Annotated in this window: 17 protein-coding genes; 9 read left to right on the plus strand and 8 right to left on the minus strand. The window is 60.5% G+C overall.

The annotated features are described in order from the left end of the window. Positions 1-179 precede the first annotated feature (179 nt). On the minus strand, positions 180-1,478 hold the full coding sequence (locus BLU71_RS21585; RefSeq protein WP_064365146.1) for an MFS transporter: 1,299 nt from the start codon (positions 1,476-1,478) through the stop codon (positions 180-182). 377 nt (positions 1,479-1,855) lie between these two features. Between BLU71_RS21585 and BLU71_RS21590 the strand changes: the two genes are divergently transcribed. Then, positions 1,856-2,260 carry an acyl-CoA thioesterase gene (locus BLU71_RS21590; RefSeq protein ID WP_003229628.1) on the plus strand — a complete coding sequence of 135 codons (405 nt, stop codon included), beginning with the start codon at positions 1,856-1,858 and terminating at the stop codon, positions 2,258-2,260. 57 nt (positions 2,261-2,317) lie between these two features. After that, on the plus strand, positions 2,318-3,217 hold the full coding sequence (locus tag BLU71_RS21595; protein ID WP_064365147.1) for a D-hexose-6-phosphate mutarotase: 900 nt from the start codon (positions 2,318-2,320) through the stop codon (positions 3,215-3,217). Between the two features lie 85 nt (positions 3,218-3,302). Here BLU71_RS21595 and BLU71_RS21600 read toward each other — a convergent pair whose 3' ends face one another. From BLU71_RS21600 to BLU71_RS21620, 5 genes are all read right to left on the minus strand, one after another. Beyond that, positions 3,303-3,839: a DUF3299 domain-containing protein gene (locus tag BLU71_RS21600; protein WP_065616388.1), complete on the minus strand. Its 537-nt coding sequence runs from the start codon at positions 3,837-3,839 to the stop codon at positions 3,303-3,305. Positions 3,840-3,932: 93 nt separating this feature from the next. Further along, on the minus strand, positions 3,933-4,178 hold the full coding sequence (locus tag BLU71_RS21605; RefSeq protein ID WP_016772475.1) for a GlsB/YeaQ/YmgE family stress response membrane protein: 246 nt from the start codon (positions 4,176-4,178) through the stop codon (positions 3,933-3,935). Positions 4,179-4,290: 112 nt separating this feature from the next. Next, entirely contained in the window at positions 4,291-5,373 is a 1,083-nt protein-coding gene (locus BLU71_RS21610) for a 5-(carboxyamino)imidazole ribonucleotide synthase (RefSeq protein WP_042608067.1), read from the minus strand. A gap of 10 nt (positions 5,374-5,383) precedes the next feature. Beyond that, on the minus strand, positions 5,384-5,875 hold the full coding sequence (gene purE, locus BLU71_RS21615; protein WP_007920220.1) for a 5-(carboxyamino)imidazole ribonucleotide mutase: 492 nt from the start codon (positions 5,873-5,875) through the stop codon (positions 5,384-5,386). A gap of 330 nt (positions 5,876-6,205) precedes the next feature. Beyond that, the gene (locus BLU71_RS21620) at positions 6,206-7,114 is read right to left on the minus strand and encodes a LysR substrate-binding domain-containing protein (RefSeq protein WP_083353846.1); all 909 of its coding nucleotides are present in this window, start codon (positions 7,112-7,114) and stop codon (positions 6,206-6,208) included. A 180-nt stretch (positions 7,115-7,294) separates the two neighbouring features. Between BLU71_RS21620 and aspA the strand changes: the two genes are divergently transcribed. The 3 genes from aspA to BLU71_RS21635 all read left to right on the plus strand — a co-directional run bounded on the left by aspA (position 7,295) and on the right by BLU71_RS21635 (position 11,841). Continuing rightward, positions 7,295-8,719, plus strand: coding sequence for an aspartate ammonia-lyase (gene aspA, locus BLU71_RS21625; protein ID WP_016772472.1), 1,425 nt, complete (start codon positions 7,295-7,297; stop codon positions 8,717-8,719). A gap of 498 nt (positions 8,720-9,217) precedes the next feature. Then, positions 9,218-10,666 carry an alanine/glycine:cation symporter family protein gene (locus BLU71_RS21630; RefSeq protein WP_042608066.1) on the plus strand — a complete coding sequence of 483 codons (1,449 nt, stop codon included), beginning with the start codon at positions 9,218-9,220 and terminating at the stop codon, positions 10,664-10,666. A gap of 170 nt (positions 10,667-10,836) precedes the next feature. Continuing rightward, positions 10,837-11,841 carry an asparaginase gene (locus BLU71_RS21635; protein WP_083353847.1) on the plus strand — a complete coding sequence of 335 codons (1,005 nt, stop codon included), beginning with the start codon at positions 10,837-10,839 and terminating at the stop codon, positions 11,839-11,841. Positions 11,842-11,913: 72 nt separating this feature from the next. Here BLU71_RS21635 and BLU71_RS21640 read toward each other — a convergent pair whose 3' ends face one another. Then, positions 11,914-12,345, minus strand: a complete 432-nt coding sequence (locus BLU71_RS21640; RefSeq protein WP_065616390.1) for a hypothetical protein — start codon at positions 12,343-12,345, stop codon at positions 11,914-11,916. A 405-nt stretch (positions 12,346-12,750) separates the two neighbouring features. Here BLU71_RS21640 and BLU71_RS21645 point away from each other — a divergent pair, with 405 nt between their 5' ends. From BLU71_RS21645 to BLU71_RS21660, 4 genes are all read left to right on the plus strand, one after another. Continuing rightward, positions 12,751-13,746, plus strand: a complete 996-nt coding sequence (locus BLU71_RS21645) for an AraC family transcriptional regulator (protein WP_083353848.1) — start codon at positions 12,751-12,753, stop codon at positions 13,744-13,746. A gap of 256 nt (positions 13,747-14,002) precedes the next feature. Next, positions 14,003-15,028 carry a histone deacetylase family protein gene (locus BLU71_RS21650; RefSeq protein WP_083353849.1) on the plus strand — a complete coding sequence of 342 codons (1,026 nt, stop codon included), beginning with the start codon at positions 14,003-14,005 and terminating at the stop codon, positions 15,026-15,028. After that, the gene (locus BLU71_RS21655; RefSeq protein WP_064365155.1) at positions 15,025-16,119 is read left to right on the plus strand and encodes a polyamine ABC transporter substrate-binding protein; all 1,095 of its coding nucleotides are present in this window, start codon (positions 15,025-15,027) and stop codon (positions 16,117-16,119) included. Before BLU71_RS21650 ends, BLU71_RS21655 begins: the two co-directional genes overlap by 4 nt. 138 nt (positions 16,120-16,257) lie before the next feature. Then, entirely contained in the window at positions 16,258-20,862 is a 4,605-nt protein-coding gene (locus BLU71_RS21660; protein WP_083353850.1) for a dermonecrotic toxin domain-containing protein, read from the plus strand. Here the strand turns inward: BLU71_RS21660 and BLU71_RS21665 are convergent. Beyond that, positions 20,819-22,372 carry a PLP-dependent aminotransferase family protein gene (locus BLU71_RS21665; protein ID WP_083353851.1) on the minus strand — a complete coding sequence of 518 codons (1,554 nt, stop codon included), beginning with the start codon at positions 22,370-22,372 and terminating at the stop codon, positions 20,819-20,821. The two genes, BLU71_RS21660 and BLU71_RS21665, sit on opposite strands and share 44 nt — an antisense overlap. Between the last annotated feature and the right edge of the window lie 55 nt (positions 22,373-22,427).

Here is a 22,427-nt window from a genome sequence, read left to right on the forward strand (position 1 = left end):
CCATGTGAACACTCTATGGCTGAAATATGACAATTGGATGAAAGGCCAGCATCGGTTATTGCTAAGTGATTTGTGGCGCCTCATTCGCGAGCAGGCTCGCTCCCACAATTGAAATGCATTCCAACTGTGGGAGCGAGCCTGCTCGCGAAGACGTCGGAATTGCTGGAGGATATCTCGGGTCAGCGACCCTTCTTCCACAGCCACGCTCCCACCACCATCCCCATCCCGCACAACACCGCTACGTAGTAAGCCGGCCCCATCGCGCTTTCCTTCAACAGCAAGCTCACCACCATCGGCGTCAAGCCACCGAAAATTGCGTAAGCGACGTTGTACGAAAACGACAACCCGCTGAATCGCACCACCGGAGGGAACGCCTTGACCATCACGTACGGCACCGCGCCAATCGTGCCGACCAGCAGACCGGTCAATGCGTACAGCGGGAACAGCCAGTTCGGGTGGTCGGCGAGGCTGTGGTAGAAGGTCCAGGAGCTGATCAGCAGGCCCAGGCAACCGAACACGAATACGCGACCGGCGCCGAAGCGATCAGCCAGTGCGCCGGCGCCGATGCAGCCGAGGCTGAGGAAGACGATCGCCAGACTGTTGGCTTGCAGCGCGGTGGTTGGCGAGAAGTGGTAGACCGTTTGCAGCACGGTCGGGGTCATCAGAATCACCACGACGACGCCTGCCGACAGCAACCAGGTCAGCAGCATCGAGATGGCGATGGCGCCGCGGTGGTCACGCAGTACCGCGCGCAGCGGCACTTCTTCGGCCAGTGCCTTACGCAGTTGCAGTTCGGCGAATACCGGGGTTTCGTGCAGCCAGCGGCGCAGATACACCGAGAACAGGCCGAACACGCCGCCAAGCAGGAACGGAATTCGCCAGGCGTAATCCGACACTTCAACGGGCGTATAAATGCTGTTGATCGCCGTGGCGACCAGCGAGCCAAGGAGGATGCCGGCAGTCAGACCGCTGGTGAGGGTGCCGCAGGCGTAGCCGATGTGCTTTTGCGGTACGTGTTCGGAAACGAAGACCCACGCCCCCGGCACCTCACCGCCAATCGCGGCGCCCTGGATCACCCGCATCAGCAGCAACAGGATCGGCGCCCAGATGCCGATCTGCGCGTAGGTCGGCAGCAGGCCCATGATCAGCGTCGGTACGGCCATCATGAAAATGCTCAGGGTGAACATTTTCTTGCGCCCCAGCAGGTCGCCGAAGTGCGCCATGACGATGCCGCCCAGCGGCCGCGCCAGATAGCCGGCCGCAAAGATGCCGAAGGTCTGCATCAAGCGCAGCCACTCGGGCATGTCGGCCGGGAAGAACAGCTTGCCGACCACGGTGGCGAAGAAAACGAAGATGATGAAATCGTAAAACTCCAGCGCCCCGCCAAGGGCGGACAGCGACAGAGTCTTGTAGTCATTGCGGGTCAACGGTCGTGCGGGTTGCTCGGGCTGCGCGAGGCTCGAAGGCGCTGTGGTCATGGCAAGGGCTTCTCTTATAGTCGAATCTGTCGCCACAACAACGCTGGCGGTGGCTTGGACAGGTTCGGCACCATAGCAAATTGTTCGAAAAAGCACATAGAGGTGCGTAATTGACGGTCGAAATCAGAACCGGGTGGTCGTCGCGGGGTCTATCGACCGATATACTCGCCACCTGCGCAGGATTTGTAAGAGGTTACTGTGCGAAAACGTTGTTGGCCCGTCCTTTGCTCGGGATTTAGCCTTTTTCGCAGAGTTTCCCTTTAGGCGCCTGATGGAAAACGTGACGAACGCAGTGTGTTCGGTGTTGAATCGTTTTTCTTGAAGACGGCTACCACCCGCAATACCCACGAAGAGTCACGGGTCAGAGGCCCCTCGGCATGATAGAGCTCGAACAAGAAGATCCGATCCCACAGGGCGACCTGGCCCTGCAAATCACCGCACTTCCGCGCGAAACCAATGGCTTTGGCGATATTTTCGGCGGCTGGCTGGTCGCGCAAATGGATCTGGCCGGCACCGCCATGGCCAGCCGTGTTGCCGGTGGCCGCGTCGCCACCGTCGCCATCGACCGCATGGCGTTTCTCGTGCCGGTCGCCGTAGGCGCGCAGTTGTCCTTTTATACCCAGACCCTGGAAATCGGCCGCAGCTCGATCCAGATGATGGTCGAAGTGTGGAGCGATGACCCACTGTCCAGCGAATGGCGCAAGGTTACCGAAGCGGTTTTCGTCTTCGTTGCCATCGACGGCAGCGGTCGCACCCGCTCGGTGCCGCCACGCGCGCGTTAAACCTCGCGGCCGTTTTGCGGTCGATAGTCGTCCCCAGTGTCTGATCGAGAGTTGCCCATGAACACGCCCAACGTTGAAGCCGTCAAACAGGATGAACTGAACTGCTGGCGCATCCGCCACGGCAAGGCCGAAGTGCTGGTGGCCCAGCAAGGCGCGCACATCCTCAGTTATCAGATCGACGGCCAGCCGCCGATCATCTGGCTCAACGACAAGGCCGAGTTCAAGACCGGCAAGAGCATTCGCGCCGGTGTGCCGGTGTGCTGGCCGTGGTTCGGCAAGTTCGAACGCAACCCGCACAGCGTGCAGGTCATGTATACCGGCGAACAACCGGCCCCCGCGCACGGTCTGGTGCGGGCGATGGACTGGGAGTTGGGCAACATCGAATCAGAGGCTGACGGCATCAAGGTCGAGTTCAGGCTGCCCTACCCGGAAGGCGGCCTGCCGGGCTGGCCGCACGAGGTCGATCTGACCCTGACCCTGCATCTGGCGGATCAATTGCACTACAGCCTGACCAGCCATAACCGTGGTACTGACACCGTCACATTGAGTCAGGCGCTGCACACGTATTTCGCCGTGAGTGACGTGCGCACTGTGCATGTCGACGGCGTGGCCGGGCTGAATTACATCGAGACCCTGGATGACTGGAACACGGCCAGCCAGAGCGGCGATCTGCATTTCAGTGGCGAGACCGACCGCATCTACCTTGACGCTCCGCCACAGCTGAGCATCGTTGATCCGACCTGGGAACGACGCATCGTGCTGACGGCTACAGGCTCGCGGACTGCGGTGATCTGGAACCCGTGGATCGACCGCGCCGCCGCATTGCCCGACATGGACAACGACGGCTGGCAGCGCATGCTGTGCATCGAGACGGCGAATGTGATGGACGACATCGTGAGCCTGGCGCCGGGTGCGAGCCACACCATGGGCGTCAGCGTCGCCAGCAAACCACTTTAAGATCAAAAGATCGCAGCCTTCGGCAGCTCCTACAGGGCGTACATCAATCCCATGTAGGAGCTGCCGAAGGCTGCGATCTTTTGCTTTAAAGGTCAGCCTCCTGCACCACCCGCACCTTATCCGCTTCCAGCGCATAGGCCGCATCCGCCAGGTCATTACTGACCTTTTCGATTTTCAGCGTGCCGGTCACCCAGAGCGGTGTATAGATGTCGTCCAGCTTCAAGCCTTTCGGATAACGCACCAGCACCAGTTGATTCGGCGGCGGTGGCGGCACGTGGATGCACGCGCCCGGATACGGCACGAGGAAGAACAACGTGCTGCGGCCCTTGGCATCGGATTCCAGCGGCACCGGGTAACCACCGAGGCGGATGTGCTTGTCGTTCATCGACGCCACGGTTTTCGTTGAATACATCACCGCCGGCAGACCTTTGGCCTGCTTCATACCGCCCTTCTCGGTGAAAGTGCCAGTGGCCTCGGGGGAGTTGTGGTCGATTTCAGGCATGGCCTCGAGGGCCTTCTGGTCCGACTTGGGCATCAGTTCCAGCCAGTCGGTTTCCGGCAGTTCGCCGGCGTGGGCGAGATAGCTGCCCAGCAAAAGGAGAGTCAACAGAAGACGGCGCATGAAGGTGCTCGGCAGGCAAGGGAATGAACGGTGAGTCGCCGCGCATTCTAGCCCTCCCGGCCGCGATGGCCGAGAGTGCTTTGTCGCTTTCGATCAGTTCTTTTTGATCAGACCGTAGATCACCAGCAACACGACAGCGCCGACCAGTGCGCCGAGGAAACCCGCGCCCTCGCCCGCCTGATAGATGCCCAGAGCCTGGCCGCCGTAGGTGGCTGCCAGCGAACCGCCGATACCGAGCAGGATGGTCATGATCCAGCCCATGCTGTCATCGCCCGGTTTCAGGAACCGAGCCAGCAGGCCGACGATCAAGCCGATAAAGATGGTTCCGATAATTCCCATGGCATTTCCCTCTGATTTGGTAGATATGCGAAAGCCTAGACAGACTTTGGCATCCTGCCATGAGAGAACGGCGGCCCTTGAATGGTTCCGCCGCTGCCACATGAAACCGTTTTTACTCGGCGATCAGCGCTTCGACCTTGATGATCTGCGCCTGTAGCGTGGCCATGTCGGCGCAACGCAGGTTGGCGTGGCCGACCTTGCGTCCGGCCTTGAAGGCCTTGCCGTAGTGATGCAGATGGCAGTCTTCGATGGCGATGACTTTCTCAACCGGCGGTACCACGCCGATGAAGTTGAGCATCGCGCTCTCGCCGACCTTGGCGGTCGAACCCAGTGGCAGGCCGGCCACGGCGCGCAGGTGGTTTTCGAACTGGCTGCACTCGGCGCCTTCGGTGGTCCAGTGCCCGGAGTTGTGCACGCGCGGGGCGATTTCGTTGGCTTTCAGGCCACCGTCGACTTCAAAGAACTCGAAAGCCATCACGCCGACGTAGTCGAGGTGCTTGAGCACACGGCTGGAATAATCTTCCGCCAGCGCCTGCAACGGGTGATCGGTGCTGGCGACCGACAGCTTGAGGATGCCGCTGTCGTGGGTGTTGTGCACCAGTGGATAGAACTTCGTTTCACCATCGCGAGCACGCACGGCGATCAGCGACACTTCGCCGGTGAACGGCACGAATCCTTCCAGCAGGCAGGCAACGCTACCCAGTTCGGCGAAAGTACCCGCCACGTCTTCCGGCTTGCGCAGGACTTTCTGGCCCTTGCCGTCGTAACCCAGGGTGCGGGTTTTCAGCACGGCCGGCAGACCGATGGAAGCGACGGCGGCTTCCAGATCGGCTTGCGACTGGATGTCGGCGAAGGCCGGGGTCGGAATGCCGAGGTCCTTGAACATGCTTTTTTCGAACCAGCGATCGCGGGCGATGCGCAGGGCTTCGGCGCTCGGGTAGACCGGCACGAATTGCGAGAGAAACGCCACGGTTTCCGCCGGCACGCTTTCGAATTCGAAGGTCACCAGATCGACTTCATCGGCCAGTTGGCGCAGATGATCCTGATCGCCGTAATCGGCCCGCAGGTGTTCGCCCAACGCAGCGGCGCAAGCGTCCGGCGCAGGGTCGAGAAAAGCGAAGTTCATCCCCAGCGGAGTGCCCGCCAGGGCCAACATGCGACCCAACTGGCCGCCACCGATTACACCGATCTTCATCTCAACAACCTCAGGCAATACGTGGGTCTGGATTGTCCAGGACGCTGTCTGTCTGCTCGGCACGGAAGGTTTTCAGTACCGCGTGGAACTGCGGATGCTTGGCGCCGAGGATGCTCGCCGAGAGCAGCGCGGCGTTGATCGCGCCGGCCTTGCCGATGGCCAGGGTGGCGACCGGAATGCCGGCGGGCATCTGCACGATCGACAGCAGCGAATCGACGCCCGAGAGCATGGCCGACTGCACCGGCACGCCCAGCACCGGCAGGTGGGTCTTGGCCGCACACATGCCTGGCAGGTGGGCTGCGCCACCGGCACCGGCGATGATCACCTCGATGCCGCGGCTTTCAGCCTCTTCGGCGTACTGGAACAGCAGATCCGGGGTGCGGTGGGCGGAGACCACCTTGACCTCGTACGGGATGCCGAGCTTTTCCAGCATATCGGCGGTGTGGCTAAGGGTGGACCAATCGGACTTGGAGCCCATGATCACGCCAACCAGTGCACTCATCGTCGCGCCTCTTCTCTCTGGAGCGCCCGCAGGCGCGTCATAAAACAACAAGCCACGCAGGTTGCGTGGCTTGATTGTGCGAAAAATGGCCGGACGTGCCGGCCGAAGGCCGCGCAGTATACCGCAAAGAAAGCAATAAACAGCCCCCGAAACGACCATCTGTCAAATGAGCGAAAGGCCCGGTTTTATTGACTTGAAGGTCAGCGCCGCAACACCACAAATCCCTGTAGGAGTGAGCCTGCTCGCGATGGCGGTGTGTCAGTCACATCATCGTTGAATGTGCAGACGCTATCGCGAGCAGGCTCACTCCTACAAAGGGTCCGCGTAGGGTCAGGAAGACTGTGCAGCGCCGCCTTCAAGCTTGCGCCACAGCAACCGCACGTTGGCCTTGCGCACCAGGGCGCAGCGGTACAGGCGGATCTCCAGCGGCACATGCCATTGCGGGCCGCCACAGACCACCAGTTCGCCGCGCGCCAGTTCGGCGCGTACGCTCAGTTGCGGCACCCAGGCGATACCCAGGCCTTCCAGCGCCATGCTCTTCAGGCTGTCGGCCATGGCGGTTTCGTAGATCGTGGTGAAGCGCAGCTGGCGCTGGCGTAGCAGGCCGTTGACCGAACGGCCGAGAAACGCCCCGGCGCTGTAAGCCAGCAACGGCACGCTCGCCTCACCTTCCAGATCGAACAATGGCTTGCCATCCAGATCCGCCGCGCACACCGGCAGCATCTCGGTCTGGCCCAGGTGCAGCGAGGGGAAGATTTCCGGGTCCATCTGCATCGCCGAATCCGGGTCGTAGAACGCCAGCATCAGATCGCAGCCACCTTCGCGCAGTGCATGCACGGCGTCGCCAACGTTGGTCGCCACCAGCCGCGTGGCAATGTTCAGCCCTTCGTTGCGCAACTGGGCGATCCAGCGCGGAAAAAAGCCCAGGGCCAGCGAGTGCGCCGCTGCGACTTGCATCACCTCGCCCTGCCCGCCTTCCAGATGATGCAGGTGGCGCAGCACTTCACCGAGCTGTTCGACCACGGTGCGCGCGGTCACCAGAAACAACTGCCCCGCCGCCGTCAGTTCGACCGGCGTGCGCGAACGATTGACCAGGGTCAGCCCCAATGCGGCTTCGAGGCTGCGAATCCGCCGACTGAACGCCGGTTGGGTCACGAAGCGCCGTTCGGCCGCCTGCGAGAAGCTGCGGGTAGCGGCCAGGGCACTGAAGTCCTCGAGCCATTTGCTTTCCAGATTCATCACGTCCTCCCGGACACGCACCAAAACAGGTCACACGTCTGCCGCACAGACGGCGTCACATGGGCATTATGCCGAATGTGCATAGGGCAGTGCTGAACAGCATTGGCCCAAAAATCCCCACAAGCCTAGCATTCGCAGCGTTCCGGCACAGACCGGGTCCTTATCGAGATGATTTCTATCATGTCCTCCGCTGCATCTTTCCGCACAGAAACCGACCTGCTTGGCGCCCTCGAAGTACCGGCCCATGCGTATTACGGCATCCAGACCCTGCGAGCGGTGAACAACTTCCGCCTCTCGGGCGTTCCGATTTCGCATTACCCGAAACTGGTTGTGGGCCTGGCGATGGTCAAACAGGCCGCCGCTGACGCCAACCGTGAACTGGGTCACCTGAGCGAAGCCAAGCACGCAGCCATCAGCGAAGCCTGTGCCCGATTGATCCGCGGCGATTACCACGAAGAGTTCGTGGTCGACATGATTCAGGGTGGCGCCGGCACGTCCACCAACATGAACGCCAACGAAGTGATCGCCAACATTGCTCTGGAAGCGATGGGCCACGAGAAAGGCGAATACCAGTACCTGCACCCGAACGATGACGTGAACATGGCGCAGTCGACCAACGACGCCTACCCGACGGCGATCCGTCTGGGTCTGCTGTTGGGTCACGACGCGCTGCTGGCCAGCCTCGACAGCCTGATCCAGGCCTTCGCGGCCAAGGGCAAAGAGTTCGATCACGTCCTGAAAATGGGCCGTACCCAGCTACAAGACGCCGTGCCGATGACCCTCGGCCAGGAATTCCGCGCGTTCGCCACCACCATGGGCGAAGACCTCGCCCGCCTGAAGACGCTGGCCCCGGAACTGCTGACCGAGGTCAACCTGGGCGGCACCGCGATCGGCACCGGCATCAACGCCGACCCGCGTTACCAGGCACTGGCGGTACAGCGTCTGGCACTGATCAGCGGTCAACCGCTGGTACCGGCCGCCGACCTGATCGAAGCAACCTCCGACATGGGCGCGTTCGTGCTGTTCTCCGGCATGCTCAAGCGCACTGCGGTCAAGCTGTCGAAGATCTGCAACGACCTGCGCCTGTTGTCCAGCGGCCCACGCACCGGCATCAATGAAATCAACCTGCCGGCGCGTCAGCCAGGCAGCTCGATCATGCCCGGCAAGGTCAACCCGGTGATCCCGGAGGCCGTGAACCAGGTGGCGTTCCAGGTCATCGGTAACGATCTGGCGCTGACCATGGCGGCCGAAGGCGGCCAGTTGCAGCTGAACGTGATGGAGCCGCTGATCGCCTTCAAGATCCTCGACTCGATCCGCCTGCTGCAACGCGCCATGGACATGCTGCGCGAGCACTGCATCGTCGGCATCACCGCCAACGAAGCGCGCTGCCGTGAACTGGTCGAGCACTCGATCGGTCTGGTCACCGCACTGAACCCGTACATCGGCTACAAGAACGCCACCCGCATCGCCCGTATCGCCCTTGAAAGCGGCCGTGGCGTGCTGGAACTGGTGCGCGAAGAAGGTCTGCTCGACGAAGCCATGCTCGCCGACATCCTGCGCCCGGAAAACATGATCGCTCCGCGTCTGGTTCCGCTCAAAGCCTGAGCCGACGCAAACTTGCAGCACCGCTCACCAGGTCGAGGGACTAGACACCTCTCACCTTTTGAGGGCTTGGGGATTTTGTCCCCGAGCCCTTTTTTTTAACTGTTTGAAGGACAAACGTCTTCTGTGGGAGTGAGCCCGCTCGCGATGAACGATGACGCGGTGTGCCATTAGAACCGCAGCGCCTGCATCGCGAGCAGGCTCACTCCTACAAAAGCCCGGCGCCGGTAACGCCGGGTGTTTCAACGCTTCGTTTCGTCGCTTGCACCACTACCGTGCAGACGGGCGCGCCACTGATCGGTATAGTGCCGCCCCTCTTCGCGTGAGCGGTCGTCGGTAACGAGGCCATAACCCATGCGAAACCCGAACTAATAACAAAACCCGCGATATGGATCCGGGACGAAACCTTCGCCTCACCCGTCGTGCCGCGCGCAGACCGGTGTAACACGATGTTTCTCCGATCCAGCATTTGCACCCACAAAAAACAGCGAGGAAAAATCCATGCTCGAAGTCATCAACGACTTCCTCTCAGGGAAAGTACTGATCGTGCTCATTGTCGGGCTCGGTAGCTACTTCACGATTCGCTCGCGTTTCGTTCAACTGCGTCACTTCTTCCACATGTTCGCGGTGTTCCGCGACAGCCTCAAAGGCAGCGCCGGGCAACTCAGCTCGTTCCAGGCCTTGATGCTCAGCCTCGCCGGCCGCGTCGGTGCAGGCAACATCGCCGGTGTCGGCATCGCCGTGACCCTCGGTGGTCCGGGTGCGGTGTTCTGGATGTGGGTGACCGCACTGGTCGGCATGTCCAGCAGCTTCTTCGAGTGCACCCTGGCCCAGGTCTACAAGCGCGCCGATGGCGACGGCCTGTACCGTGGCGGCCCGGCCTACTACATCCAGCATGGGCTCAAGCTCAAAGGCATGGCGGTGGTCTTCTCGATTCTGCTGTTGGTCACTTACGGCTTCGCCTTCATTGGCCTGCAGTCCTATACCGTGACCCACTCGCTGCAGAACGCCTTTGACTTCGACCCGCGCCACACCGGGATCGTCCTCGCGGTGCTGCTGGCCATCACTTTCATCGGCGGGATCAAGCGCATCGCTTCGGTCTCCGACCTGCTGGTCCCGATCAAGACCCTGGCCTATATCGGCGTGACCCTTTATGTGATCGGCACGCAGATCGAACACGTGCCGGCCATGCTGGAAACCATCTTCAAGAGCGCCTTCGGTCTCGATCCGGCCTTTGGTGGCCTGCTCGGCAGTGCCATCGTCATGGGCGTGAAGCGTGGCGTGTTCGCCAACGAAGCGGGTCTGGGCAGTGCGCCGAACGTCGCCGCTGTGGCCGCCGTAAAGCACCCGGGTGCACAGGGCGTGGTCCAGGCTTTCAGCGTGTTCCTCGATACCTTCGTGATCTGCACCTGCACCGCACTGCTGATCCTGCTGTCGGGCTTCTATACGCCGGGCTTCGAAGGTGACGGCATCGTCCTGACCCAGAACTCGCTGGCTGCCGTAGTCGGTGACTGGGGTCGCATGTTCGTCAGCGTCGCGCTGTCGCTGTTCGTCTTCACCTGCATCCTCTACAACTACTACCTGGGCGAAAACAGCCTGCAGTTCCTCAGCCGCAACCGCGCCCTGCTGATGCTGTTCCGTGGCCTGGTGCTGGCGCTGGTGGTCTGGGGTTCGATGCAGGACCTGTCGACCGTGTTCGCCTTCGCCGACATCACCATGACCTGCCTGGCCTTCGTCAACCTGGTGGCCCTGGCCATGCTGTTCAAGGTCGGCCTGCGCGTGATGCGCGACTACGACGAACAGCGCCGCGCCGGCGTCAAACAGCCAGTATTTGACTCCAGCAAATTTGCCGATCTGGATCTGGATCGCAACGCTTGGCCAGTCAACCCGCCAGCCGCTGCGGGCCAGACTGAAACTGCGCCGCAAGGCGTACCTGCAGCGCAACGCTGACAGGTGAATGACGGGCGCATCCGCTGCGCCCGTCAGTTATTGTGATGCAATAACTTGTAGGAGTGAGCCTGCTCGCGATAGCGATTGATCATTCAACATTTATGTTGGCTGAAAGACTGCTATCGCGAGCAGGCTCACTCCTACAATGTCATCTCTTGTGGAGACCTCAGATGATTGCCCATTCCTATCCCGCCGCCCAACACGTCATGGTGCTCTACACCGGTGGCACCATCGGCATGCAGGCCAGCGCCAACGGCCTGGCCCCGGCGTCCGGTTTCGAAGCGCGGATGCGTGACTACCTGCACAGCCAGCCTGAGCTGGTGGTGCCGCAGTGGCAATTTCGCGAGATGTCGCCGCTGATCGACAGCGCCAACATGACCCCGGCCTACTGGCAGCAACTGCGCGAAGCGGTGGTCGATGCCGTTGACGTAAAAGGCTGCGACAGCGTGCTGATCCTGCACGGCACCGACACGCTGGCGTACAGCGCAGCGGCGATGAGTTTTCAATTGCTCGGTCTGCACGCCCGCGTGTGCTTCACCGGTTCGATGCTGCCGGCAGGTGTGACCGACAGCGATGCCTGGGAAAACCTCGGCGGCGCGCTGGTCGCCCTCGGCCAAGGTTTGGCGCCCGGCGTGCATCTGTACTTCCACGGCGAACTGCTGGCCCCGACCCGTTGCGCGAAAGTGCGCAGTTTTGGCCGTCATCCGTTCAAACGACTTGAGCGTCAGGGCGGTGGCCTGAAAGCGCCTTCGATTCCAGCGTCGTTGAACTACAACCAGCCGAAGCAACTGGCCAAGGTGGCGGTGTTGCCACTGTTCCCGGGCATCAGCGCCGAGGTGCTCGACGGCCTGCCCGACAGCGGCATTCAAGGTCTGGTGCTGGAGTGCTACGGCAGCGGCACAGGGCCGAGCGACAACCCGCAATTCCTCGCCAGCCTTGGCCGCGCACGGGATAACGGCGTGGTCGTGGTTGCAGTCACGCAGTGTCATGAAGGTGGCGTTGAGCTTGATGTGTACGAAGCGGGCAGCCGCTTGCGAAGTGTGGGCGTGTTGTCCGGTGGGGGCATGACCCGCGAAGCGGCGTTCGGCAAGTTGCATGGTCTGCTTGGCGCAGGGCTTAACACACAGGAAGTTCGTCAACTGGTTGAGCTGGATCTGTGTGGAGAGCTGGTCTGACCAGCGCTGTCCAATACACTTTTCATCATAAATAAACCTTCCTGCAAAATTGATGCAGGAAGGTTTAAACAATTAATCTAAAGTAACTTCGAATTTTCCGCCGGTGAGTATGGAGTTACCGTCTCTATCGCCTTGAACATCACCCAGCAACCCAGCTATATTTTTACTGCCCTCTTGCCACTCCACTCGAATCCAGCCCTTTGTCGCCACCCACTCTTGCACAGAATCCTGAAACAACAAATAAACAGGGTCGCCGTGCGCTACAAACTCCACTTTCGTATTCAAATAAGCTTTGCCGATTACCACGCCGATAATATTATTGCGGCCCGGATCTCCGCCGCTCATATCGAAGTCGAAAACAATTTCATTAGCACGAACTTCGGCGTGAATGACCGGAAACGTTTGCTTGCGACCATCAACCTCCACAGTAATCTGGCCTTGAAGCGCCTTCTTGCTGCCTTTGAAAAATTCCAGCGAATATTTTTTAGCTTGTGAACCGCTCATTTAAATCTCCTTATCGACACATTGGTCAAAATTCATATTTACTGAAAAACTCGCAACATCCAATAAACAATTAGCGACATCCACTGGCAAACTAGACCCGACTTATGTAGCTGTCAAAAAAAATACCTATAAATAAAAATATTCGACAAACGGTTAACAATTCGCCAAAAACCTGTGATTTCTGACAGTAGACCAAGCGCAGCTTAATATTTAGAATTGTCATGGGCCATGTCCTGCTCTGATTACTCAACGGCTTAGAGGAAACTTTAAAAACATAACTTGCAACTTGCAAATCTCTCGTCAGAGATTGGAAGTTTAACTTCCAATATAATCTCGACATTAAAAATTATCTTGAGCGGCACATAAATTGCTGGTGTATCCCCATCCATGATCGGGGAACTTCTTATGCTCCACTCCCACCTCACCACCCTCAACGCGGTCTCGCTGATCCTCAACACCTTCAAGGCCGAAGGCCTGTCGAGCGAGGCGTTGCTGGCTGGCAGCGGCATCGTTGCGGCGGATCTGCAGCGGGCCGACACGCGCATCACCACCCATCAGGAGATGCAGGTCTGCACCAACGCGGTCGCGCTCAAGCGTGACATCGGCCTCGAACTGGGCCGGCGCATGCACGTCTCCTGTTACGGCATGCTCGGTTACGCCCTGCTGACCTGTGCCACCTTCGGTGACGCTTTGCGCCTGGCGATCCGTTATCCGGCGCTGTTGGGAACGCTGTTCGAACTGAGCCTGGAAGACGATGGCGAGCAGGTATGGTTCGTCGCCGCCGACTATCGCGAGAGTCCGGCCATGGCGGTGTTCAACGCCGAATTTTGTCTGGTGTCGCTGAAAGTCATCTGCGACGACTTGCTCGGCCATGCGCTGCCGCTGCGCGCTACGCGTTTCGAGCACGCCGCGCCCGATTACCGCAACAGTTATGCTGAACCTTTCAACTCGCCGCTGCAGTTCTCGGCCAAGGACAACGCCTTCGCCTTCGACCGCCACTGGCTGGATCAGCCGTTGCCGCTGGCCGACGCTATTACCCATCAGGCCATGGCCGAACGTTGCCGCAAGCAGAATCTGGAGTTCACCGGACGTCAGGCCTGGCTGGGGCGGATTCGTCAGCTGCTCAGCGCGCAATTGAATGCCGCGCCGGGACTCGAAGGGCTCGCGCAGCAGATGAAGTGTTCACCGCGCACCCTGCGCCGACATCTGAAAGACATGGGCAGCAGCTATCAGGAACTGCTCGATGAATTGCGTTTCGAGCGGGCCAAACAGATGTTGTGTGAGGATCAGTTGCCGATCTATCGGATCGCCGAGACGCTGGGCTTCAGTGAGACCGCCAGTTTCCGCCATGCCTTTGTGCGCTGGAGCGGCGTGGCGCCGAGTCAGTTCCGCCCGCATTGATCCTCCCTGTAGGAGTGAGCCTGCTCGCGATGGCCATTTATCATCCAACACATTCTTTGCCTGACGGACCGCTATCGCGAGCAGGCTCACTCCTACAAGGGTTCGTATTTCACCCTTGAGCCAGCGTTATCAAGGGGCGAATTGCGGTCAGAGGTTTTGGCCATTTCGATCCCCTTTTGGCCGCTCCCGACGTTCCCCGATTCACCTCGCCCCGCAACACTGAAGACCACCGAATCAGCCCTGCGGAGAACAACAAATGCTGACGATCTACTCAGACGATCACCACTTGCACCATGGCCGCTGTGAGCTCATCGATGGCCAGCTCAAGCCATGCTTCGAGATGCCCTCCCGTGCCGACCACGTACTGCAACGGGTGCAGAAGCAGAATCTCGGTGCCGTCGAAGCGCCGAGGGATTTCGGTCTGGAGCCGATCGCGCGCATTCACAGCCGTGACTATCTGGAATTTTTCAAAGGTGCGTGGGATCGCTGGACCGCGTTCAACACCGACGGCGACCTGCTGCCCTACACCTGGCCGGCGCGCACGCTGCGTGCGATCAAACCGACCAGCCTGCACGGCCAGCTCGGTTATTACAGCTTCGACGGTGGCGCACCGATCACCGCCGGCACCTGGCAAGCGGCCTACAGCGCAGCGCAGGTGGCCCTGACCGCGCAAGCGCAAATCCAGGGTGGCGCCCGCGCGGCCTTCGCCCTGTGCCGTCCGCCGGGTCATCACGCTGCCAGCGATTTGATGGGCGGTTATTGCTACCTCAACAACGCCGCCATCGCCGCGCAAGCGTTCCTCGATCAGGGTCACCGGAAAGTCGCGATCCTCGACGTCGATTACCACCACGGCAACGGCACCCAGTCGATTTTCTACGCGCGCAGCGACGTCCTGTTCACTTCGATCCACGGCCACCCGGAAGCGGAGTTTCCGTTCTTCCTCGGCTACGACGACGAGCGCGGCGAAGGTGCCGGTGAAGGGTTCAATTTCAATTATCCGCTGCCGGCCGGTTCCGGCTGGGACGTGTGGAGCGCGGCGCTGGATCGGGCCTGCGATGAAATCGACAATTATGGCGCAGACATCATCGTCGTCTCCCTCGGCGTCGACACGTTCAAGGACGACCCGATCTCGCAGTTCAAACTCGACAGCCCGGATTACCTGGCCATGGGCAAACGCATTGCCGCCCTTGGCAAACCGACCCTGTTCGTCATGGAAGGTGGCTACGCCGTTGAAGAGATCGGCATCAACGCCGTGAACGTGCTGGAAGGTTTTGAACAATGAAAAAGCGACTGATCGCCTCGGCGCTGTGCGCGGCCATGCTGAGCGCCGGCGCCCACGCCGAAGAACGCACACTGCGCGTCTACAACTGGTTCGACTACATCACCCCCAAAGCGCTGGACGAGTTCAAGGCGCAGAACACCCAGACCAAACTGATCTACGACATCTTCGACACCAACGAAGCCCTTGAGGCCAAGTTGCTCACCGGCAATTCCGGCTACGACGTGGTAGTGCCGTCCAACGTCTTCCTCGCCAAACAGATCGAGGCCGGAGTATTCCAGCCGCTGGATCGCAGCAAGCTGCCGAACTGGAATCACCTTGATCCGAAACTGATGAAGCTGATCGAAGCCAATGATCCGGGAAACAAATTCGCCGTGCCTTACATGTACGGCACCATCCTGATCGGCTTCAATCCGGCCAGGATCAAGGCAGCGCTGGGCGACAACGCGCCAGTGGACAGTTGGGACCTGATCTTCAAGGAAGAGAACATCAGCAAGCTCAAGCAGTGCGGTGTCGCCCTGCTCGATTCACCGTCGGAGATTCTGCCGCTGGCCCTGCAACACCTGGGTCTGGACCCCAACAGCAAGAAACCGGCGGATTACGCCAAGGCCGAAGCGCTGCTGATGAAGATCCGCCCCTACGTGACCTACTTTCATTCCTCCAAATACATGGCCGACATCGCCAACGGCGACATCTGCGTGGCCGTCGGTTATTCCGGCAGCTTCTCGCAAGCGGCCAACCGCGCCAAAGAAGCGAAAAACGGTGTGGTGGTGGACATGCGCCTGCCAAAAGAAGGGGCGCCGATCTGGTTCGACATGCTCGCCATCCCCAAAGGTGCGAAGAATACCGAGGACGCCTACACCTTCATCAACTATCTGCTGCAACCTGCGGTGATCGCCCCGGTCAGCGATTTTGTCGGATATCCCAATCCGAACAAGGACGCCACCGGTCTGGTCGATCCGGCCATTCGCAACAACCCGAACCTGTACCCGACCGATGCGGCGATGAGCACGCTCTACACCTTGCAGCCGCTGCCTCGGGATGCCGAACGCGCACGAACGCGGGCGTGGACCAAAATCAAATCCGGAACCTGATCCCCGTACCGCCTCCAAGACCCGCGCACGCGGGTCTTTTTTTGCCCGGCAGATCTATGTACCGCACGCGCGAACGTGGCGCCTTTTAACTTGCCCTGAACCGCCGGCATTCGGCGCCCGACAGAGCAGGAATCACTGATGCCCGAACTCCCCTCCCCCAGTGCCGTCGATATCGTGACCCAACTGGTCACCGGCCCCTCACTCCATGAAGTCGCCACGAAAACGCTGGGCCCGGCACTCAAGACGCTGTACCCCAACCTTGAGATAGATCCGCAATTGGCCATGGTCGTAGAACCGACCTGGGAGATCGATGACGATCAAGTCTTCGCCGGTCGGCCCAACGTTGAATCGCTGACCGATGCGCTGGTACGCCTTGGCATGACCGGCAAAACCGTGACCTATCTGGACGGCGAGCATTATCTGACCCAGCAGCCTGCCTGGCCGGCCCCCGTGCAGTTGCCGGTGAAAATCGAGGCCATCGGTCTGCTGCTCAACGAGCTCGCACCGCTGTTGTTCATCGCCTACAAGGATCGACACGTCATCTACTGGGATGAGTTCACCTACCCGGGACAGCCGCGCTGGCAGCAGTTGTCGCAAGCGTTGCGCAATTTATGGAGAGCCGATGCCAGCCATGGCTGGGATGCCGCTCAAACCGCCGTCGCCGAGGCGGTGTTCCGCCAGCCCGACAGGCAACAACGCATGAGCGCTGACACCTACGACACACGGGCCTGCCTGATCGACCTCGACCGGCAAGACACCGCACAGCCCGCCCACCTGGCCTTGCTCGATATGGCGGTGATCATTGGCACGGTTGCGGAACGCAGCGTGATTCTCACTCACGCGGTCACTCGCGGTTACCAGCACTTCGACTCGCTGCAAGCGCTTGGCGAGGATCTGCAGCAACGCTTCGGTGCCACTTGCGCAGATCCGCACCTCAGGTGGCGGCTAGTCGAACCGCAGGGCAATTTCTTCGATCATCAGGCCTGCACCTTGATTTCGCTTGAGGCCGACGCCTTGGGGGAGATCAATTTTTTTGCTGAAAGGCCGCTCAACCGCGTCTATCCGCACACCGGAACCCTGGGCAAAACGGCTGAACCGACGCCGCGCCTTGAGACCCATTTCGAGCGACTGCGACCGATGCTGCCGCAGTGGCTGAACGATGCGCTGCCCGTCGATCAGGCACGCTATAGCCGGCATCTGCTGGACCTGACCACGTTTGCGCATGAACACGACGGCAAATCGTTCCAGAGCGAGGTCATCGACCTGCGCGCGTACACCCGCGACGCCTTGATGCAACAGGTGGCGAAGGACCAGCCGAGCGCCAAGGACATCAACCCCGATGACATTCTGATCACCATCACCAGCCTGGTGGTCTGGGGCACGTTCGTATTGCCCGGCAACACCAGCGTCCAGTCCCTGACGTTGCCGGAACTTGCCCTGCAGAATCTCGCCGGACTGCCACTGGGCAACAAGACCGTGAGCTATAAAAACGCCAGCGCAGTGCCTGCGTGGATGACCGTGGCCTACCTGGAAAAACTGGTCAGGACGGTGGATATCGGCAAGACCTATCCAGCGCACTTGAAGGCATGCCTGGTAGACGACACCGATCAGGCGTCGGCCTTGAAAGAGTTATACAAGAGCCAGTTACGCATCGAGCTGCCATTGCTGGCGTTGCAGCACAAGATCCAGGGCCGGGGCGGCCTTGATGAGTCGGGGTATCGCTACGTGGCAGCGGCGCTGGCGACGACCGGCGCAGAGCGCTACGTCGATGGCGAGGAAATCGTGATCCGCCCGCTGGCCTTTGTCACGCACCGCAGCAGTTCCGTGGCCGACAGCGTCGTCAACATGTACGTCATCGGCCCGCGCGAAGCGAACAAGGGCCCCTGCCTGCTGTACCGTCCACTGTTCGAGATGCCGTTGATGCAATATCCCGGGCACGCCAACCTCCTCTACGCGATCGAGCATTCGCGACATTTACGCGACTCGGTGCTGGCGTGGTTGCCCGATGACGTACGTTTCAATTACAGCCAGTTTGTCTTTACCGCCAGGCTGCCGTCGGTGTGGACAATTCCACAGATGCTGGTCAATCCGACGACGGCACTCGACATGTCGGGCCCCGTCGCGCTGGGTACCCAAGTGCTGACCGGCGACGTGCTGGAGACCCTTCATGACCGCAACGTACAGGCCCTGCTGACCCAGGCCGACCGGCAATCGGTGTCCAACGCCGAGGCACGCTGGGCCAGCCTGAAACAGGGCGGCTGGCTGATGTTCAATGCCGCTCTGCCGTTTCTGGGGCGCAGCGTCGGCACGGCGGCGTGGATCTGGCAAATCATGGACGATCTGCAAGAAGTCACCGACGTTGCCAATCAGCAGTCGGGCAAGATCGCGTGGACGGCAATTGCCGACATCCTTCTGGCGCTGGGCATGGTCCTTGCGCATCGCGCGGCAGTCGGCGAGGCACCAGCACATGAATCGTTGGCGCAGCCAGAAAAACAAACAACGTCCCTCAACCCGGCCGTAAAAGTACCCAAGGCGCTGCAATTGCCCGATGTCATCGGCGCTGAAATGACCGGCGTACACGCGACCACCATCGATATCGTCACCGCACTGAAACGCTCGCCGCAGGCACTGGCCAAGGTTCTCGACAGCTTCAAGCTCGACCGACCGAAAGATCTTGGCGCCGCCGCCAGCGACGGCACGCACCGGGGCCTGCACCCTCATCGCGACACCTGGTACGTGCAGGTCGGCGAGCGCTGGTTCGAGGTGATGCGCAACGAACACGATAAAGTGCAGATTATCGACTCGCGCCAGCAACCACGCCGCTTCGGTCCGACACTGGCCTATTCCGTCAGGGGCGAGTGGGTGATCGATATGCGCCTGCGTCTGCGCGGCGGGGGCCTGGACTCGGCCCTGCAAAAATCCCGTGGCAGCAGGCAGACCGTCGCCAAAGCGTTGACCGAAAAAATCACCGCCTTCGATGACACCATGCATGCCAAGGAGCTACGTCTGAACGCGGACCGTGATGCCTTGAGCGATGCTTTGCCGCAGGCGCAGTCACAGGCGCGCACTCAGTACCTCGCCACACTCGACGCCCAGTACAAGGAGTACGCAGCGAACATTCAGCAGATCAGAGAGTTGAATCTCAATCAGACCATTCCCAATTACCGCACCGTCATGACCGAGCGCCTGCAAATGCAATTGTTTCTGGGCCAGGAGTGGCTCAACGAGCACTCCTCACACTTTCAACAAAGTGTCGAGGCCATGCAGACAATGATCGCGGATGGGCGCACCGTCGAGCCTGAAGCATTCAGCCAGGCGGCGGTCAGCCTGAATGACACCACTCAGAGCATCATCGAGAAAATCGAGGCGGCACACGTCTGCTTCGAAGAAATGAAGCTGTTGGGAAAAGACGCCGTGCAAGCCATGCGTGTCTATCGGGACGCTTTGCCGGATTACCGGTTGAACGACCTCAAAGTGCTGCAAATCAGCCTCGCCGAGAGAATATGTATCAAGCCGGGCGACACCACGGACCATGCCAGCGCTCAACAGGCACTGGCCGATCTCATCGCAGACGCTGCGCTGAATATCCAGAGCTCGCTGGACTTGAGCGCCGATGAAAGCCTGGGCGACTTGCGTGGACGCATCGATGCCTTGAGCAACGTTGCCCAGCAGTTCGATTCAGTGAACAAACGCTTCAGCGATCTGGCCAGCGAATATTCCGACCAGCTCCACACAGACCGACTCAAACATGTACAAGCGCGGGTGATTGCCTTCAAGGCCGCCGCCGACAATCGCCTCGCCGACCTGTTGCGCTACCGGCATCTGCTCGTGCCGCAGGCCGGTCCGTCAACGCCATCCGCGTCTGCCTCGAATCGACAGATCATCCACACACGATCTAGGGGCACCGTGGTCGGCGAACGCAAGAAAAGCGTCGGCGATGACGCTACCGAAACGATGGAAGTGCGCACCCATCTGACGGGCGTCATTGCCACATTCCACGAAGAGTCGCCCGGTGTCTGGGTCGAACAGCGTACGCCGCCGGCGCCGGCGCCAACCTCTCCCGTCGACTTGAAAAACAGTGTTCGCGAGGGCCAGGCACTGATCGATGGCCTGGCGGCATTTCATCGGCGCATCGAGGCGCGCCTCAAACGCGGCGCGCGGATCCCGGTGGAGGTCGAGGAGGAATACCACCAGCATGCCGCACTCTTGCGCAAGGCCATTGCGGCGATCGACGAAGCACTGACCGCCAGGAACCTCACCGCGGGCCCGCATGAACCCTCCGAAACGCTCAGCCACGCGCTCGACAAAGCAGCGAAAACCCTGGAAGAAAAAGGCACCAGCACGCGCATTCGCCTGGTCAAACAGCAATTACCCACGGCGGCGGGCATGCAATGGCTCAAGGAAAAGGGAGAAATAACCATCGACAAAACCGTCACCCGACGGCCGATCAGACGCCGTCAGCATGATTTCCTCGACGAGTACCGGATTCGTGATGCCCATAATGACAAGGTCCTGTGCTACGCCCATTTTCACTACAGCAGCGCTGAGGCGCATGATCCATCGTTCGTTCGCGGGCACATGAAAACCGTCGCCCAACAGCGAATGGGCGGCGCCTACGAGCCCAGCCAGCCAAGCAACCAGCAACTGATTGAAATCCATCGCAGCGAAATTTCCAGTCGCTCGGCCGAGGCGTTGTTCTTCAACCTCCCCAAGCCTGGCGCAAGCGCGCCAGTGCCGCTGTGATCGCAGCCTCCGGCACCGCGGCAAAACCCAGCACCAGGCCGGCGCGCCGGGCCATGGGTGTGGTTGAGTCCGGCAACCAGTAAGTACTCAGGCCGTTGATCTCGACATCGGCATCAGCGGCCTGAGCGATCAACTCTTGCTCGCGCTCTACGGTGTCCACAGCGACGGTCAGGTGCAGCCCGGCGGACACGGCGGGCAATTGACCGACACCGGCGATTGCTGTCGGCCAACCTTCGAGCAAGCAATTGCGCCGGCTCAGCGCAGCCCGGCGCATCCGGCGGATATGCCGCTGAAAATGCCCGGCAGCCATGAACTCGGCCATCACCGCCTGGGTGCTGACTTCCGAATGCCGCACGTCGACGGCACGGCGTTGCGAGAACGCCTCGACCAGTGCTGGCGGCAGCACCAGATAACCGAGGCGCAACGCCGGAAAGGCGACTTTGCCGAACGTGCCGACGTAGAGCACACGACCCTGACGATCAAGTGCGGCCAACGGCGCCAGCGGCGCGCCGGTGTATCGATATTCGCCGTCATAGTCATCCTCGACGATCCAGCCACCGACGTGCTCGGCCCAGGCGAGCAACTCCAGACGCCGGGCCAGACTCATCACCACGCCGGTCGGGTACTGATGAGACGGCGTGACGTAGGCCACACGGCAGTCGCTGAGCTGAGCCATGGCGCTGCAATCGATGCCCTCGCCGTCTACCGCCACGCCGTGCAACTTCGCCCCCGCTACGGCGAAGGCATGCCCGGCGGCGCGATAGCCCGGATTCTCGATCGCCACCCCGTCGCCCGGCTCGACCAGCAGCTGTGCACAAAGGCTTATGCCCTGCTGCGCGCCACTGGTGATCACAATTTGCTCAGCCGAGCACTGCATGCCCCGCGAGCTGCGCAGATAAGCAGCGATCATTGCGCGCAGCCGCGCATCACCGGACGGGTCGCCATAACACAGTTGCTGCAGATCCGGTTTGCGCCAGAAAGCCGCATTCAGCTTGGCCCACACCTCGAAAGGGAACAGATCGAACGCTGGAACGCCCACCCGAAAAGCCCGCGGCGGACCGCTCGGTGGTCGGGGCAAATGATGCTTTTCGATACGGGAAAATCCACCACTGTGGATAACTTTGCTGGATGGATTCACAGGTAAATCCAGCCAATTTGTGGATAAGGCTGTGGGTAAGCCTGTTGACAAGCCTGTGGATGGATTTGTGGATAGTTTTTTCTTCGAGGTGGAACCCTGAGCCAATTGCGCGACATAGGTGCCGTCGCCCACGCGTCCCTCGATAAAGCCCTCCGCATACAACTGATCGTAGGCGCGCACCACGCTGTTGCGGGATATTCCCAGAGCCGAGGCCAGGTCGCGGCTTGCCGGCAATCGCGTGCCACTGACCAGACGTCCGTCGAGTACACGCAGACGCAGCGCCTGATAGAGCTGGCGACTCAAGCCCTGACGGCGATCAAGCGCGATTCCGGCCGGATTGAACGGCATCGACAGCGGTGGCAGATCAGACATGGCAATGGACCTGTGAAATGGCTCGGCAATGGCTCTTACAACAGACCAATAGCCT

Origin of the sequence: Pseudomonas moraviensis, assembly GCF_900105805.1 — a bacterium.
GTDB classification, from domain to species: domain Bacteria; phylum Pseudomonadota; class Gammaproteobacteria; order Pseudomonadales; family Pseudomonadaceae; genus Aquipseudomonas; species Aquipseudomonas moraviensis_A.